Origin of the sequence: Saccharomonospora sp. CUA-673 (assembly GCF_001942305.1) — a bacterium.
GTDB lineage: Bacteria > Actinomycetota > Actinomycetes > Mycobacteriales > Pseudonocardiaceae > Prauserella.
On the sequence record NZ_MKKE01000008.1, the window covers coordinates 93,994 to 109,980 of the forward strand.

10 protein-coding genes and 4 pseudogenes are annotated in these 15,987 nt (G+C 71.5%); 10 read left to right on the top strand and 4 right to left on the bottom strand.

What is annotated here, in order from left to right:
• Nucleotides 1-15: 15 nt before the first annotated feature.
• The 8 genes and pseudogenes from BJF85_RS05090 (at nucleotide 16) to BJF85_RS05125 (ending at nucleotide 9,453) form a co-directional block, all read left to right on the top strand.
• Entirely contained in the window at nucleotides 16-927 is a 912-nt protein-coding gene (locus tag BJF85_RS05090; protein ID WP_075845981.1) for an AraC family transcriptional regulator, read from the top strand.
• Nucleotides 924-1,328, top strand: coding sequence for a VOC family protein (locus tag BJF85_RS05095; RefSeq protein ID WP_030531168.1), 405 nt, complete (start codon nucleotides 924-926; stop codon nucleotides 1,326-1,328). The genes BJF85_RS05090 and BJF85_RS05095 overlap by 4 nt, the downstream gene beginning before the upstream one ends.
• A gap of 179 nt (nucleotides 1,329-1,507) precedes the next feature.
• Nucleotides 1,508-2,374: a DUF4081 domain-containing GNAT family N-acetyltransferase gene (locus BJF85_RS05100; protein WP_075845982.1), complete on the top strand. Its 867-nt coding sequence runs from the start codon at nucleotides 1,508-1,510 to the stop codon at nucleotides 2,372-2,374.
• A gap of 11 nt (nucleotides 2,375-2,385) precedes the next feature.
• Nucleotides 2,386-4,242: a penicillin-binding transpeptidase domain-containing protein gene (locus BJF85_RS05105; protein ID WP_139320469.1), complete on the top strand. Its 1,857-nt coding sequence runs from the start codon at nucleotides 2,386-2,388 to the stop codon at nucleotides 4,240-4,242.
• 71 nt (nucleotides 4,243-4,313) lie between these two features.
• Nucleotides 4,314-5,170: pseudogene (gene map, locus BJF85_RS05110) on the top strand (type I methionyl aminopeptidase).
• A gap of 160 nt (nucleotides 5,171-5,330) precedes the next feature.
• A pseudogene (locus BJF85_RS05115) lies at nucleotides 5,331-6,079 on the top strand (3-hydroxybutyrate dehydrogenase).
• 100 nt (nucleotides 6,080-6,179) lie between these two features.
• Nucleotides 6,180-7,529: pseudogene (locus BJF85_RS05120) on the top strand (MFS transporter); the annotation flags it as partial.
• 70 nt (nucleotides 7,530-7,599) lie between these two features.
• The gene (locus BJF85_RS05125) at nucleotides 7,600-9,453 is read left to right on the top strand and encodes a GAF domain-containing protein (RefSeq protein ID WP_075845983.1); all 1,854 of its coding nucleotides are present in this window, start codon (nucleotides 7,600-7,602) and stop codon (nucleotides 9,451-9,453) included.
• 13 nt (nucleotides 9,454-9,466) lie between these two features.
• On the opposite strand, the gene BJF85_RS05130 is transcribed toward BJF85_RS05125, so the two are convergent.
• Together BJF85_RS05130 and BJF85_RS05135 are read right to left on the bottom strand one after the other, a co-directional pair.
• Nucleotides 9,467-10,030: a dihydrofolate reductase family protein gene (locus tag BJF85_RS05130; RefSeq protein WP_075845984.1), complete on the bottom strand. Its 564-nt coding sequence runs from the start codon at nucleotides 10,028-10,030 to the stop codon at nucleotides 9,467-9,469.
• Nucleotides 10,031-10,073: 43 nt separating this feature from the next.
• Nucleotides 10,074-10,742, bottom strand: coding sequence for a FadR/GntR family transcriptional regulator (locus tag BJF85_RS05135; RefSeq protein ID WP_187346867.1), 669 nt, complete (start codon nucleotides 10,740-10,742; stop codon nucleotides 10,074-10,076).
• 221 nt (nucleotides 10,743-10,963) lie between these two features.
• Between BJF85_RS05135 and BJF85_RS05140 the strand changes: the two genes are divergently transcribed.
• Nucleotides 10,964-12,094, top strand: a complete 1,131-nt coding sequence (locus BJF85_RS05140) for an MFS transporter (protein WP_255375399.1) — start codon at nucleotides 10,964-10,966, stop codon at nucleotides 12,092-12,094.
• Nucleotides 12,095-12,110: 16 nt separating this feature from the next.
• Here the strand turns inward: BJF85_RS05140 and BJF85_RS05145 are convergent.
• A pseudogene (locus BJF85_RS05145) lies at nucleotides 12,111-13,510 on the bottom strand (mycothione reductase).
• Nucleotides 13,511-13,590: 80 nt separating this feature from the next.
• Between BJF85_RS05145 and BJF85_RS05150 the strand changes: the two are divergent.
• The gene (locus tag BJF85_RS05150; RefSeq protein ID WP_083665946.1) at nucleotides 13,591-14,748 is read left to right on the top strand and encodes a GTP-binding protein; all 1,158 of its coding nucleotides are present in this window, start codon (nucleotides 13,591-13,593) and stop codon (nucleotides 14,746-14,748) included.
• Here the strand turns inward: BJF85_RS05150 and BJF85_RS05155 are convergent.
• Nucleotides 14,745-15,881, bottom strand: coding sequence for an HNH endonuclease signature motif containing protein (locus BJF85_RS05155; protein WP_075845987.1), 1,137 nt, complete (start codon nucleotides 15,879-15,881; stop codon nucleotides 14,745-14,747). The genes BJF85_RS05150 and BJF85_RS05155 overlap by 4 nt on opposite strands.
• Nucleotides 15,882-15,987: the final 106 nt, after the last annotated feature.

Genomic DNA, 15,987 nt, shown 5'->3' on the forward strand with positions numbered 1-15,987 from the left:
CGCGGGGGCTGAGGGGTGTCCGGCTGGGCGGTGGTGCGGCCGCATCCGCGGCTCCGGCCGTGGGTGGCGCGCTACGTCGGGTACCGCAGCTCGGGCGGCGCTCCGGGTGTGCACCGCGGTCTGCCCAGCGGGCACCTGACCCTGAACATCAGCCTCGGCGAGCCCGTCCGCATGCTCGGCATGCCGCGGGCCGACCAGGCGCCGGCACGGTTCCAGGCGCTGCTCGGCGGGCTGCACACCGCGCCCGCGCTGATCGAGCGCAGCGGCGTCGAGCACGGACTCGAGCTCGCGCTCGAACCGCTCGGCGTAGCGGCTTTGACCGGCGGGGTGCCGTCGGCCGAGCTCGTCGGCCACGTCGTCGACCTGGCCGACCTGCCGCGTCCGGAACTGGCGCACCTGCCCGATCGGCTCGCCGCCCTGCCCGACTGGCCGAGTCGGTTCGCGCTGCTCGACAGCGTGTTGGGGGGTGTGCTCGGGGATGCTGAGGCTGCTGTGTTGCCGGACGTGGAGTGGGCGTGGCGGCGGATCCGGCGGTCCGGCGGCACGATCCGCGTCGAGGCGCTGGCCGCGGAACTCGGCTGGAGCAGGCGGCACTTCGGCGAACGGTTCCGGCGAGGTGTCGGGCTCACCCCGAAACAGGCGACGCGGGTGGTCCGGTTCGAACGCGCCGGTGCGTTGCTGCGCCGGGGCGAACGGCTCGCCGACATCGCCGCGGTATGCGGATTCGCCGACCAGGCCCACCTGACCGGCGAATGGCGGGCGCTGGCCGGCTGCCCGCCCACGACCTGGCTCGCCGAGGAACAACCGCTCGACGAACGTCCGGGGGAGGAACGCCCGCGGGGCGAGCGTCCGCACGGGGCCGCTCGAGCAGAGCTCCCGTTTCTCCAAGACCCGGGTGCGGTGTCGGCCCGAGACTCGGAGTCATGACGGATGTGACGACAACGGATGTGAAGCCGGGCGTGTGGCCCAGCGTGTTGTACGCCGACGTGGCACGGGCGCGCCGATTCCTGACCGGCGTGCTCGGGTTCACCGAGGCCCTGGTCGTGCCCGGCGACGACGGCGGCGTGGTGCACGGCGAACTCCGCTGGCCGGAGGGCGGCGGGGTGATGTTCGGCTCCCGCACGCCGCAGGCCCACGGCGGGGCGAGCCCGGCGGGGCAGTGGATCTACGTGGTGACGGCCGATCCGGACGCCGTGCACCGGCGGGCCGTGGACGCCGGCGCGAACGTCGTCGACCCGCCCCGCGACACCGACTACGGATCCCGCAACGTGTCGATCGCCGACCCCGAAGGCACCGTCTGGGTCTTCGGCACCTACCCCGGCGCCTGACCACACCCGGGGGAAGCTCCCAAGGGCCCCATAGTCGCGCCCACCCGTCGCCCGACCACCATCCCCCAACGACGCGCTGACGCGCGACGGCGCTTAATGCGACCAAAGGGCCCTTGGGAGCACCACCCGAGCGGAGGGTTGTTTCCCGTTACGCCCTGTTCTCTGGCAGTCTGGGTTGTGTGTTGCGGGTTGCTGGTGCGCGGCTTCTCGATGACAGGGACTATTCGGCCGTCCGGGCCGCGCTCGGCGCGAACCCGGTGGCGAGCTGCATGGTGTCCGCGCGTGTCGAGATTGCGGGGGTCGACCCGTGGCGTCTCGGTGGTGAGCTGTGGGGTTCCGGCGGGACCGGGCTCGGCGCCGATCCGGCCGACGTCGGTCTCGACGGATTGTGCTTCTCCGGTCCGAACCTGATGCCGTTGTGCGGCGACCCGCAGGCGATCCGTTCGTTCGCCGACCGTGCGTTGCGCCGGGCGCGCGTGTGCTCGTCGGTGGTCGGCCCGTCGGAGCAGGTCCTCGGTCTGTGGGAGGAACTGTCCGGTGAATGGGGCCCGGCCAGGGAGGTCCGCGCCGAACAGCCGTTGATGGCCCTGGACCGCCAACCCGACGTGCTGCCCGACCGGTTCGTGCGCCCGGTGCGCCCCGACGAGCTGGAGCGCTACCTGCCCGCGGCGATCGCGATGTTCACCGAGGAGGTGGGCGTCGATCCCTGCGCGGGCGACGGCGGCGCGGGTTACCGTGCGCGCGTGGCCGAGTTGATCTCCAGCGGACGGGCGTTCGCGCGGTTCGAGGACGGCGAGGTCGTGTTCAAGGCCGAGATCGGCGCACTGTCGCAGCGTGTCGGCCAGATCCAGGGCGTGTGGGTGCACCCCGACCGGCGCGGCGAGGGTCTCGCCGCTGCGGGGACGTCGGCTGTCGCGTCGCGGCTCGTCGGCGGCATGGGCCGGGTGGCGAGCCTCTACGTCAACTCGTTCAACACCCCGGCCCTGGCCGCCTACCGGCGGATCGGCTTCCGACAGGTGGGCAGCTTCTCGACGGTGCTGTTTTGAGACTGGCTGCTGTGAGACCTGCTGTTTCGAGACCTGCTGCTGCGTCACGACGCCGGTCGACGGCGCGCTCCGGTGTCGCCCTGGCGTTGGCGGCGGTGCTCACGACGTCGGGGTGCAGCGTGTTCGGTGGCGGCGAGGCCGAGAACGTGCTCGAGGAGTTCCTCACCTCGTGGAAGGAGGGTTCGCTGCGGGAGGCGGCCGCGCTGACCGACTCGCCGGAGGCCGCCCGGGACCTGTTGCGCGGCACCCACGACGCGCTCGACCCGCAGTCGCTGTCGACCGAGGTCACGGAGGTGACGGAGGGCGACTCGGCGAGCGCCGACGGCCGCTTCGACATCACCTGGAACCTCGGTGACGACCGGACGTGGAGCTACACCGGCCGGGCCGAGCTGCGCGAGACCGACGACGGCTGGAAGGTGCATCTCGCGCCCGGCCTCGTCCACCCGGATCTGGGCTCGCAGCAGAGCCTGGCGCTGGTCAACGACACGCCGACCCCGGCGCCGGTCCTCGACCGCGACGACGCGGCGCTGCTGCGGGCCGACACGGTCGTCAGCGTCACCCTCGACCGGCAGGAGGCGGGGGCGGAGCTCGACCGGGTCGTCGGTGTCCTGGCCGATGCGCTGTCTCAGTTCGACGACGGCATCACGCGTGACTCGATCCGCTCCGGCCTCGACGAGGTCGACCCCGGCCAGGGTTACACGGTCGCGAGTCTGCGGTCGGCCGACTACGAACAGGTCCGCGACCGCATCTACGAACTGCCCGGCGTGCGGTTCACCAGCCAGGAACGACTGCTGTCGGCCGAGCGCGGCCTGGGCGCGGTGATCCTGCCGCTCATCCGCGAACACGTCGCCGACCGCGTGGCCGGGGACGCCGGGTGGCGCGTCGTCGTCACCGACAGCACCGGCGCCGAGATCGACGAACTGCACGCCGTGGAACCGGAGCCCGCCTCGGCCGTGCACACCACGCTCAGCGTCCGCCACCAGCAGGCCGCCGAACGCGCGCTGGCCGGCGTCGACGGGCAGGCGGCGATCGTCGCGATCCGCCCGTCCGACGGCGACATCCTCGCCGTCGCGCAGAACGCCGCGGCCGACGAGGAGGGCGCGATCGCGCTCACCGGGCAGTATCCGCCGGGTTCGACGTTGAAGATCGCCACGGCGGCGGCCGGGCTGTCGGAGGGCGCGACCAACCCGGACGAGACCGTGGCCTGCCCGGCGACCACGACGATCGGCCACCGGCTCATCCCCAACGAGGACCGTTTCGAACTGGGCCGCGTGCCGCTGCACACCGCATTCGCCGACTCGTGCAACACCACGTTCGCGCAGCTGGCCGCCGACCTGCCCGACGCGGCGTTGACCGACGCGGCCCGGTCGCTCGGGCTCGGCGCGGACTTCGTCATCCCCGGCATCACCACGATCACCGGGTCGGTGCCCGAGTCCGACGACGAGGTTCAGCGCGCCGAGAACGGCATCGGCCAGGGCACGACACTCGCCAGCCCGTTCGGCATGGCCCTGCTGGCGGCCACCGTCGATGCGGGCGAGATGCCGACCCCGGGTCTCGTGCGCGGCGATCGGACCGAGGCGAGCAAGACCGGCGAGCCGCTGCCCGCCGACGTGCTGCGCCCGCTGCGGCAGATGATGCGCGAGGTCGTCACCGACGGCACCGCGACCGCGCTGCGCGACGTACCCGGCGTGCACGGCAAGACCGGCACCGCCCAGTTCGGCGACGGCCGCGACTCCCACGGCTGGTTCGCCGGCTACGGCGGCGCCGGGCCCACCGACGACATCGCGTTCGCCACCCTGCTCACCGGAGCCGGCTCGTCGAAACCCGCCGTCGACGTCACCCACGACTTCCTCACCGGCCTGCAGTGATCCGGGAACGGCGTCGGTACTGACGCCCGGTACCGGGAACGCACAACGATACGCCTACTACCCTCGGGGGTATGCCCGTTCGTGCTCCTTTGACGCCCGGCTTCAGACGCCGCAGCGCCCCGTGCCGCAGTCGATCGCCCGCCCCGAATACGTCGGCAAGCCCGCGCCGCAGCGCGACACGGGCAACGGCGTGCGCACCCCCGAGGTGATCGAGGCGATGCGCGTCGCGGGCAAGATCGCCGCGCAGGCGCTGCAGGAGGGCGGCAAGCACGTCCAGCCGGGCAACACCACCGACGACGTCGACAAGGTCATCCACGAGTTCCTCTGCGACCACGGCGCCTACCCGTCGACGCTCGGCTACCGCGGCTTCCCCAAAGCCTGCTGCACCTCGCTCAACGAGGTCATCTGCCACGGCATCCCCGACTCGACCGTCATCGAGGACGGCGACATCTGCAACATCGACGTCACCGCCTACATCGACGGCGTGCACGGCGACAACAACGCCACCTTCCTCGCCGGCGACGTCGACGAGGAGGCACGCCTGCTCGTCGAACGCACCGAGGAGTCGCTGCGCCGCGCCATCAAGGCCGTCAAGCCGGGCCGCCAGCTCAACGTGATCGGCCGCGTCATCGAGTCGTACGCCAAGCGCTTCGACTACGGCGTCGTCCGCGACTTCACCGGCCACGGCGTCGGACCCGCGTTCCACACCGCCCCCACCGTGCTGCACTACGAGGAGCCCAGCGTCACCACGGTCATCGAGGAGGGCATGACGTTCACGATCGAGCCGATGATCACGCTCGGCACGATCGACTACGACGTGTGGGCCGACGACTGGACCGTCACCACGAAGGACAAGAAGTGGACCGCCCAGTTCGAGCACACGCTCGTCGTGACCGCCGACGGCGCCGAGGTCCTCACCCTCCCGTGACCCGCTGAGTGTCGCAGCGCCACATATCGGCCTCGCCGGTTGTGGCCCTGCGGCACATGGTCGGCGTGCGGTCGCGGCCGTACGGTCTTCGGCTGTGACCGCGACCACGCCGCCCATCCCGCCGACGCCGACTCCAACCCCACCGACCGTTCCCGAGCCGGTGCCGTCCTCGCTGCGCGGCCGGACCGCGCTGGTCACCGGCGGTGCGAGCGGCATCGGACGCGCGTGCGTGCACGCGTTCGCCAGGGCCGGCGCGACCGTCCACCTCTCGACGTCGACTCCCGCGCCGCGGGCGCCGTCGCCGACGAGACCGGTGCCCACGCCCACACCGCCGACCTGACGGACCCGGCGGCTGTCGACACCCTGCCCGCCGACGTCGACATCCTCGTCAACAACGCGGGCATCCAGCACGTCGCACCCGTCCCCGACTTCCCGCCGGAGACGTTCGAGACGCTGCAACAGCTCATGGTCACCGCGCCGTTCCGGCTGATCCGCCGCAGCCTGCCCGCCATGTACGAGCGGGGCTGGGGCCGCATCGTCAACATCTCCAGCGTCCACGGCCACCGCGCCAGCCCCCACAAGGCGGCCTACGTCGCGGCCAAACACGGCCTCGAAGGGCTCAGCAAGGTCGTCGCCCTCGAAGGCGCCGCCCACGGCGTCACCAGCAACTGCATCGCCCCCGGCTACGTGCGCACCGCACTGGTCGAGGGGCAGATCGCCGACCAGGCCCGTACGCGCGGCATCGCCGAGGCCGACGTCCTCGACGACGTGCTGCTGGCCCGCACCGCCGTCAAACGGCTCATCGAACCCGACGAGGTCGCCGCCGTCGCCGTGTGGCTGTGCGGCGACGCGGCCGCCTACGTCACCGGCGCGTCCGTGCCCGTCGACGGCGGCTGGACGGCCGCCTGACCCACGCCCACCCGAGCAACGGCACCAAAGCAACCGCAGCACCGCAGAACAACCGAACGCACGTCCCGTCCGCACACACACAACGAAGTGGTGATCGACGATGACAGATCCGACCCCGGCGACGCCGGCTGCCGACGCGCCGAAACCGAAACCGACCTCCATCAAGCGGGTCGTCGCCGCGAGCATGATCGGCACGACCGTGGAGTGGTACGACTTCTTCCTCTACGGCGCCGCCGCGGCGATCGTGTTCCCCGTGCTCTTCTTCCCCGACGCCGATCCGCTCACCGGCACGCTGCTGGCGTTCGCGACGTACGCGGTCGGGTTCATCGCCCGCCCGCTCGGCGGTCTCGTGTTCGGCCACTACGGCGATCGGCTCGGCCGCAAGAAACTGCTCGTGCTGAGTCTGATGCTGATGGGCGTCGCGACGTTCCTCATGGGCCTGTTGCCCACGTACGCGACGATCGGCGTCGCGGCCCCGATGCTGCTGGTGTTCCTGCGCCTCGTGCAGGGTTTCGCCGTCGGCGGCGAATGGGGCGGCGCCGTGCTGATCGTGTCCGAGCACGGCGACGATCGGCGGCGCGGGTTCTGGGCGTCGTGGCCGCAGGCCGGTGTGCCGGCCGGCAACCTGCTGGCGACCGCGGTGCTGGCCGTGCTCGCGGCCGTGCAGACCGACGCGGCGTTCGAGGCGTGGGGCTGGCGCATCCCGTTCCTGCTGTCCGGCGTGCTCGTGATCATCGGGCTGTGGATCCGCCTGGCCGTCGAGGAATCCCCGGTGTTCGTCGAGGCCGTGCGCTCGGCCGACGGCAAGCCCGCGCCCGAGAAGGCGCCGATCGTCACCGTGCTGCGCACCCACTGGCGCGAGGTGCTGATCGCGATGGGCGCCCGGTTCGGCGAGAACGCGTCGTACTACATCATCACCGCGTTCGTCCTGGTGTATCTGACGAACCACGTCGAGGTGTCCCGCTCGATGGGGTTGAACGCGGTCCTTGTCGGATCGGCGGTGCACCTGGTTACGATCCCCGTGTGGGGATGGCTGTCCGACGTCATCGGGCGGCGCGCGGTGTACCTGTTCGGCGCCGTCGGCACCGGTGTGTGGGCGTTCGCGTTCTTCGCGCTGCTCGACCTGGGTTCCGGCGGGAGCGCGATCCTCGCCGTCACCGTCGGCCTCGTCCTGCACGGCGCGATGTACAGCCCGCAGGCGGCGTTCTTCTCCGAACTGTTCGGCACGCGGGTGCGCTACTCGGGTGCGTCGATCGGCTACCAGCTCGCGTCGATCGCGGCCGGCGGTGTGGCACCGCTGATCGCGACCGCGCTGCTGGACGCCACCGCAGGCGGCCTCGCCATCTCGATCTACATCGCGTTCACCTGTGTGATCACGGTCGTGGCGATCGTCCTTGCCAAGGAGACGAAGGCTCGTCCCTCGCCGAAGAGGGAGCCGACGACGGTGACGACAGCGCCGGCGGGGTCGCCGCGGCTCCGCAGCCCTCGTCGGCGCCGACCGGCGGTGCGACGATCGACCGGTGAGCGACGGTGCGGTCCGGCTCCTGCGGCTGTTGGCCGACGGAGCGCCGGCGGAGGAACTGGCCAAGGCCCTGGCCGACGGAACCGGCGGTCAAGGCCCGGCCGACGAGGAGGCGCTGCGGTCGGCCCTGACCGTGCGGCGCACGCTCGACGCGCACACGCGCCGGGAGACCGAGCTGGCCGCGCTGTTCGACACGGCGAGCGATCTGGCGCGGCTGCGCGACCTCGACGCCGTGCTGCGCTCGATCGTGCACCGGGCGCGGATGCTGCTGCGGGTCGACGTGTCGTACCTGAGCCTCAACGACGACGGCACCGACAGCACCTACATGCGGGTGACCGAGGGGTCGGCGTCGGCGCTGTTCCAGCAGGTGCGGATCGGGATGGGCGAGGGGCTCGGTGGGCTCGTCGCCCAGACCGTCCGGCCGTACGCGACGTCGAACTACCCGGCGGACGCGCGGTTCCGGCACACCGGGCCGATCGACCGGGCCGTGGGCGACGAGGGGCTCATCGCGATCCTCGGCGTGCCGCTCGCGCTCGGCGACCGGGTCATCGGCGTGCTGTACGCCTCGGACCGCCGGCCGCGCACGTTCACCCCGGACGAGGTGGCGTTGTTGTCGTCGTTGGCCGACCACGCGGCGATCGCCATCGACAACGCGCGGCTGATCGAGTCGACGGCCGCGGCGCTCGACGAGCTCGGCGAGGCCAACGACACCATCCGTGCCCACCACGAGGCCCTCGCCAGGGCGCAGGAGGCGCACGACCGGTTGGCCGAGCTGGCCGCGGGCGGCGCGGACGTGCCGCAGGTCGCGGCGGAGGTCGCGGCGGTGCTCGGCGGCGGGGTCGTGGTGCACGACCCCGACGGCGGCGAGCTGGCCGGCGTGCCCGTGGGCGATGCGGACGCCCGTCCGCGGCGTGCCTACGCGGTGGCCGCGTCGCGGGCGTCCGGTCGCGCGGTGGCCGACGGGGACGACTGGGTGTGCGCGGTGATGGCCGGTCCGCAGCTGCTGGGCAGCATCACCCTCACCGGAAGGCCGGACCTGGGCGATGCGGACCGGCGACTGTTCGAACGGGCCGGCATGGTGACGGCGCTCGTGCTGTTGTTGCGTTCGTCGACGGCCGAGGCGGAGGAACGGGTCCGCGGCGAGCTGCTCAGTGATCTGTTGAGCGCCCCCGACCGCGACCCGGGGTCGCTGGTGGAACGCGGCCGGCGGCTGGGGGTGGACCTGCACGCCCCGCACGCGGTGTTGCTGCTGCACACCGCCGCCGACGGCGGGGTCACGCGCGCGCGGCTGGCCTCGGCCGCGGCCGAGTACGGCGTGCTTGAGGGTGTGCACGCCGACCGCGTCGTGCTGTTGGCGCGCGACGCCGAACCGGGCCGGATCGCACCCGAGGTCGCGTCCGACCTGACACGACGGCTCGGCTGCCTGGTCACGGTCGGCGGCGCCGGACCGGCGTCGGAGCCGGAACGGATCGCGGAGGCGCACGCCGAGGCGGCGCGGTGCCTGCGCGCGTTGCTGCTGCTGGGCCGGCACGGCAGCGGCGCGGACGCCGCGGCGCTCGGGTTCGTCGGCATGCTGCTGGGGGACCGGGCGGACGTGGCCGGATTCGTCCGCGACACGCTCGGCCCGGTGCTCGACTACGACGAGGCGCGGGGCACCGAGCTGCTGCGCACCCTCGAGGTCTACTTCGCGTGCGGCGGCAACCTGACGCGCGCCAAACAGCGGCTGCACGTGCACGTCAACACGGTCTCGCAGCGGCTCGAACGCATCGGCGTCCTGCTCGGCGAGGACTGGCAGAGCCCCGACCGCGCTCTCGAACTGCAGCTGGCGCTGCGCCTGCACCACCTGCGCTGACCGCCACCTCGGATCAGCGGGCGGTCTCGTAGCGGTTCAGCGCCACGCCGTCGGGGAAGGTCCGCGTCTCGACCAGGCGCAGGGCGATGTGGCTGTCCAGGGCGGTGAAGAACGGCGTGCCGCCGCCCACCAGCACCGGATGGGTGACGACGACGTACTCGTCGATCAGCCCGGCCCGCATGGCGGCCGCCGCGAGGGTGGCGCCGCCGACGTCCATCGGCCCGCCGTCGCCTGCCTTGAGCCGGGTGATCTCGGCGACCGCGTCGCCGGTGACCAGCCGGGCGTTCCAGCCGACCTGCTCGAGCGTCGACGAGAACACCACCTTCGGCATCTCCCGCCAGCGGCCGGAGAACTCGACCTCCGCCGGCGTGGCGTCGGGCAGCTGGTCGGCGGTCGGCCAGTGCGAGCTCATCGTCTCCCACAGCTTGCGCCCGTACAGGGCCAGTTCGGTCGCGGCGACGCGGTCGGACCACCACTGGAACAGCTCGTCGCTGGGCACGCTCCAGGTGAGGTCGCCGCCGGGTGCGGTCACGTAGCCGTCGAGGCTCGTGTTCATGCCGAATGTGAGTCTGCGCACAGCGGGAAGCGTGCTCGGTGTCCGCCGGGTTGTCCAGCCCCGCTCACGCGCGCTCGGCGAGCTCCTCGAAGAAGGCACACACCTCGTCGGCGGCGCGGTCGGGGTCGCGATCGGCGATGGCCTCGAGCAGACCGCGGTGCCCCGTGTGCGCGGGTCTCGGCACGTCGAGCTGGGTGGTCGCGGCGACGCTGGCGACGATCACCTCGGTCAGCCCGCGGTAGAGCTCGGTGAGCACGGAGTTGTGCGCGGCGTCGATCGTGGCCTGGTGGAACGCCGCGTCGTGGCGGACGTACTCGTCGACGTTCCCCTCGCTCCACGCGTGGTCGCGGGTGTCGAGCAGGTCGCGCATGCGGGTCAGGTCGTCGTCGGTGCGCGCGTCGGCGGCGAGGCGGGCACCCTCGACCTCGAGGGGTTTGCGCACCTGCAGCACCTCGCGCAGTTCGGTGCCGGCGAGGCGTCGGATGGCGCCGGAGACCTCGCTGGTCGCGCGCACGTAGGTGCCGTCGCCCTGGCGTACCTCGAGCAGTCCGCTGTGGGCCAGCGCCCGGACCGCCTCGCGCACGGTGTTGCGTCCGACGCCGAGGTCGGCCACGAGCGTCGGCTCGGTCGGGATGCGCTCGCCCAGGGGCCATTCGCCGCTGCGGATGGCCTCGCGCAGCTGCTCGATGACCTGGTCGACCAGCCCCGTGCGCTGGGTGGTGGACAAGGGCACGGGCGTCACCTCCTGTCGATGCGCGGCCCATTCTGCCCGGACTCCGTCGGATGTCGATCACCCGACTCGTAACGTCCTTTCGGCCGATCATCCTACCTTTGCTACCGTCGTGTCGTGGCACGCAACGCTTCCCCCGGCACGATCGACACGCCGCCACCGCCGGTACGCACCGGCGCGTGGCCGTGGCCGGCGTGCTCGTGGCGGCGGTGGTCCTGGCCGCGATGAACCTGCGCCCGTCGGTGACGTCGGTCGGCGCGATCCTCGACGAGGCGCAGCGTGCGCTCGGCGCGAGCGACACGTGGGCCGGTGCGCTGACGACCATCCCGGGCTTGTGTTTCGCGCTCGCCGGGTTCGGCGCGCCGTGGGTGGCCCGCCGGATCGGCGTGTCGTCGGCCGTGGCGCTCGCGCTGGCGGTGTTGGCGGTCGGGCTCGCGGTGCGCGTGGTGGACGGGCCATGGGTGGTGCTCGCGGGCACGTTGGTCGCCAGCGCCGGTATCGCGTTGGCGAACGTGCTGATCCCGGTGGTCGTCAAGACGTCGTTCGCCGCGCGCGTGGGGCTGATGACCGGCGTCTACACCGCGGCGCTGCAGACCGGTGGCGCGCTCGGTTCGGCGGTGACGCCGCCGCTGAGCGAGGTCACGGGCGGCTGGCGCGGCGGTCTCGGCGGCTGGGCGGGCCTGGCGGTGCTCGCGCTCGTGCTGTGGTTCGCCGCGACGCGGCGCGGGGCCGTCCGCGGCGGCGCCGGTGCCGGCGGTTCGGGGGCGGCGGCGCAGGATCCGCCGCGGCGGTCGTTGCTGCGCAACCGGTTGGCGTGGGTGGTCACCGGGTTCTTCGGTACCCAGGCCTGTTTCGCCTACATCATGATGGGCTGGATGCCGCAGGTGCTCATCGACGCGGGCGTCGACCGGACGTCGGCGGGGTTGATGATGGGCCTGGTGTCGCTGCTCGGGCTGCCGGTGAGCCTGTTGGTGCCGCCGTTGGTGGCCGCGCACGGCGGGCTCGGGTTCTGGTCGGTCGGCCTGGGTGTGCTCGGCATCGGCGGGTTGACCGGGCTGACGGTGGCGCCTGCGGCGGCGCCGCTGTTGTGGTCCGTCCTCATCGGACTGGGGATGGCCGTGTTCTCCCTGGCCATCGTCTCGATCACGATGCGCGCGCGGACGGCCACCGACACGGCGTCGCTGTCGGGCATGGCGCAGGGCATCGGCTACCTGCTGGGCGCGTTGGGCCCGTTCCTGTTCGGTTTCCTGCGCGACGTCACTGGGGACTGGACGGTGCCGATGACGATGGTCATCGGCGTCGTGGCCGCCCAGCTCGTGTTCGGTTGGTACGCCGGCAAACCCCGCTACGTGTAAGGGGTCGAACCCCCGCTCAGTCGAGGGGCAGGTTGAGCAGGGCGTTCTCGATCAGTTCGGGCATGGCGGGGTGGATCCAGTACTGGCCGCGGGCCATGCTGCGGGCGTCGAGGCCGAAGCTCATGGCCTGGATGAGCGGCTGGATGAGGGTGGGGGCCTGCGGGCCGATGATGTGTGCGCCGAGGAGCTGTCCGGTGGACGGGTCGGCGAGGATCTTGGCGAAGTGGGACTCGTCCTCCATGGCCCAGCCGTAGGCGATGCCGGCGTAGTCCTGGGTCGCGGTGACGTGGGGGATGCCCTGGGCGATGGCGTCGCGTTCGGTGAGGCCGACCGAGGCGATCTGCGGGGAGCCGAACACGGCGTGCGGGATGAACCGGTGGTCGGCGGTGGCGGGGCTGTCCTCGATGCCGAGGTCGTGGAGCAGGTTGTGCTGCACCACGCGGGCTTCGTGGTTGGCGACGTGTTTGAGTTCCTGGGGGGAGCTGATGTCGCCGAGGGCGTAAATGCCCGCGACGGTGGTGCGCTGGTGGTCGTCGACCTGGATGTGGCCGGTGGGGGTGACGGTGACGCCGGTGGCGGCGACGTCGAGCACGTCGGTGTTGGGGGTGCGGCCGGTGGCGACGAGCAGCAGGTCGCCGTCGACGGTTTCGGCGCCGTCGGGGCCGTCGAGGTCGAGGGCGATGCCGTTGTCGGTGCTGCGGACCCGGCGGGTGGTGCGGCCGAGGCGCACGTCGGTGCGGCGGGCGGCGAGTTCGGTGTAGCGGTGGCTGATGTCGTCGTCCTCGGCGCGCAGGAGGGCGCCGGAGCGGGCGACCACGGTGACGTCGACGCCGAACGAGGTGAAGATGTGGGCGAACTCGCTGGCGATGAATCCGCTGCCGAGGATGACGAGCCGGTGGGGCAGGTCGTCGATCCGCATGATCGTGTCGGAGGTGTGGTGCTCCACGTCGCGAGGCCGGGGACGTCGGGTGTGGTGGCGCGGCCGCCTGCGGCGATGACGAAGCGGTCGGCGGTGAGGGTTTCGGTGCCGGTGGGCAGGTCGACGGCGAGTTCTTTGTGGCCGGTGAAGCGGCCTGAGCCTTCGTAGACGGTGACGCCCGCGTTGTCGTCGTGGGTCTTGCGGTATTCGCGTCCGCCGGCGGCGATGGGGTCGATGCGGCCGAAGATGCGGTCGCGGATGTCGCGCCAGCGCACGCCGTCGAGGGTTTCGTCGACGCCCAGCCGGGACGCGTCGGCCGGGGTGGCGGCGAGGTCGGCGGGGTGGACGAACATCTTGGTGGGGATGCAGCCGACGTTGAGGCAGGTGCCTCCGAACACGCCTTTCTCGACGATCGCGACCTTCCGGTCGGCGAAGCGGGGGTCGAGGATGGAGTTCCCGGACCCGGTCCCGATGATGACGATGTCGTAGTGCGGCACGTCGGTACCCTCTCAGGCGGTGGTCTTGCCGTGTGGTTCAACTGCCGGCGGCGTTCGAGTGTTCCCGGGAGCTGTGTTCTATGCCTCTGCGCGGTGGTGGCGAGCGGCGGGTGCCGGTGGTGGTGCTGGCCGGTTTCCTGGGGGCGGGCAAGACGACGTTGTTGAATCACCTGTTGGCCAACACGCGTGGGATGCGGATCGGTGTGGTGGTCAACGATTTCGGCCGGGTCAACGTGGATGCGTTGAGCGTGGCGGGGCAGGTCGATTCGATGGTGTCGTTGGAGAACGGCTGTTTGTGTTGTGTGGTCGACGCTGCCGGTCTCGACCGCATGTTGGGGACGTTGACCGATCCGTCGGCGGGGTTGGATCTGGTCGTTGTGGAGGCCAGTGGGTTGGCCGAGCCGGGCAGCATCGTGCGGTTGGTGTTGGCCAGTCAGGATCGGTATGTCGAGTACGGCGGGCTGGTCGAGTTGGTGGACGGGGCCGAGTTCGGTGCGGTGCGGGAGCGGCATCCGGAGTTGGACGAGCAGTTGGCCATGGCCGATTTGGTGGTGGTGAACAAGGTCGATCGCGCGGCCGACGGGGTGGTGGAGTTGGTGCGCGAGCTGGCCGGGGCGACGCCGGTGGTGCCGGCCGAGTTCGGGCGGGTCGATCCGGAGTTGTTGTTCAACCGTGTGGTGCGTGAGGTCGACGATGGTGCGCGGCAGCTGAGTTTCGACGACCTGCGTTTCGGCGACGACCATGACCACGAGCACGACGGTGATGGGCAGGTCGATCATTCGGCGCATGCGCATGCCGTGTACGACACGGTGACGGTGGAGCTGGGTGCGGTGCATCCGAGGCGGTTCGCCGCGTTTCTGGAGGCGCGCCCGGCTGGTCTGTACCGGATGAAGGGCACGGTGCGGTTCGGTGTGCCCGGGCATGACGAGGTGTACGAGTTGCACACGGTCGGTGCGTACGTGCGCGTCGAGTCGCGTGGCCGCGCGCGCGACGAGGGCACGAGCTTGGTGTTGATCGGCGCGGGCGTGGATGCGGCGGCGTTGCGCGCCGAGGTGGAGGCGTGCGCGACGGAGGTGGCGGGGGAGGCCGTGGAGCAGGACCTGCTGCCGATGTTCCGTTACCGCGTGGACCTGGAGTCCGGCGACGCGGACGACGTGGCGCCGCCCACGGGCTGCGTGGCGCACCCGGAGAGCGGGGACGTGCTCGCCGACCCGGACGAGTTCTACCCGGACCGTTAGAACGGCGGCGGTTCGTCCGGGTCCGGTGGTCGGCCGGGGCGTGGCTGGCCGGTGGGTGGTTGTGTGGTCCGTGGCTGACCGGTTGGTGGTTCCGGTATCAGGACGGGTGTTCGCCGTCCGGTGTGGATCGTGCCGAGTGGTGTGGCGACTGTTGTGGTGCCGCTGTCCGGGTTGTGTGTGGTGGTCCAGCCGGGGGTGTTTTTCATGCGGTGGTGTCGGCGGCAGCGTGCGGTGAGGTTGGTCAGTGAGGTGGGGCCTTGGTCGCGGGCCCATTCCTTCTCGTGGTCGGCATCGCAGTGTCGTGCTGGTCGGTGGCACCAGGGGATGACGCATTCGCGATCGCGGACGCGCATGGCTTCGCGGAGTGTGGCGGTGGGTCGGTAGCGGGACCGGCCGAGGTCGACGGGGTCGCCGGTGGCGGGGTCGCAGAGGACCTTGCGCCAGGTCGATGTGGGGTTGGTGGCGATTTCTCGGCCGATGACGCCGGGGATGGGTCCGTAGCCGTCGAGTTCGGCGCCGGTTTCGGAGATCGACAGGGCGGTGTCGACGGGCATGTGCACGTAGACCACCGCAGACACCTCGGGAGCCTTAGCGCCGGGATCGTTGCCGAGGAGCAAGTCGGCAACCACGTCGGCGCGCAGTTGGTCGTAGGTGCGCTTGTGCCCGTCCCGCTTACGTTGCCGGGCCAGGGAGTCGACGTGGGCGTAGCAGGCGGCGGCGACTTCGGATCGCATGGTGGTCACGAGTCGGGACTGGCAGTTTTCGCCGTGCTCCAACGTGACCTTGCGCCCCTCGTCGGCCTTGCGAGCCCGCTCCACCCGACCAGCGGGGTCGACCTTGTCGACCAGTCGACGTACCGCGCGAACCAGGTTGTGCGGCAACCACATCGTCTCGGCCGCCGAGGCGAGCTTGTCGGCCAACAACAAATCGACCTCGCGAGCCTGCGAGTCGGACAACACACCGGTCACATCAACAACCCGGGACACGGCGTAATACTCCACCTTCCCCTCGTCCATCAGTGACAGCAGCCGAGGCATCCGCGAAACAAGTGACACCGCGGTATGCACGCGCCCGAGCACGAACTCCCGCGAGGCCCGATACTCCGGCACCAACGACTCGGCAAACCAGGCCATCTCACCCTCGTCCGACGGCGCAGCGAGGCCAACAGGCTCATCTCCTCAGCATCCATCCGTGCCCGCCGCACCCGAAGCGACTGCACAGACTGAACAAGAGATCCAC

Excerpts from the sequence above, each read along its gene's own strand:
- BJF85_RS05095 (WP_030531168.1), top strand. The coding sequence starts at position 924 with ATGACGGATGTGACGACAACGGATGTGAAGCCGGGCGTGTGGCCCAGC.
- BJF85_RS05140 (WP_255375399.1), top strand. The coding sequence starts at position 10,964 with ATGAACCTGCGCCCGTCGGTGACGTCGGTCGGCGCGATCCTCGACGAG.
- BJF85_RS05155 (WP_075845987.1), bottom strand. The coding sequence starts at position 15,881 with ATGGCCTGGTTTGCCGAGTCGTTGGTGCCGGAGTATCGGGCCTCGCGG.
- BJF85_RS05150 (WP_083665946.1), top strand. The coding sequence starts at position 13,591 with ATGCCTCTGCGCGGTGGTGGCGAGCGGCGGGTGCCGGTGGTGGTGCTG.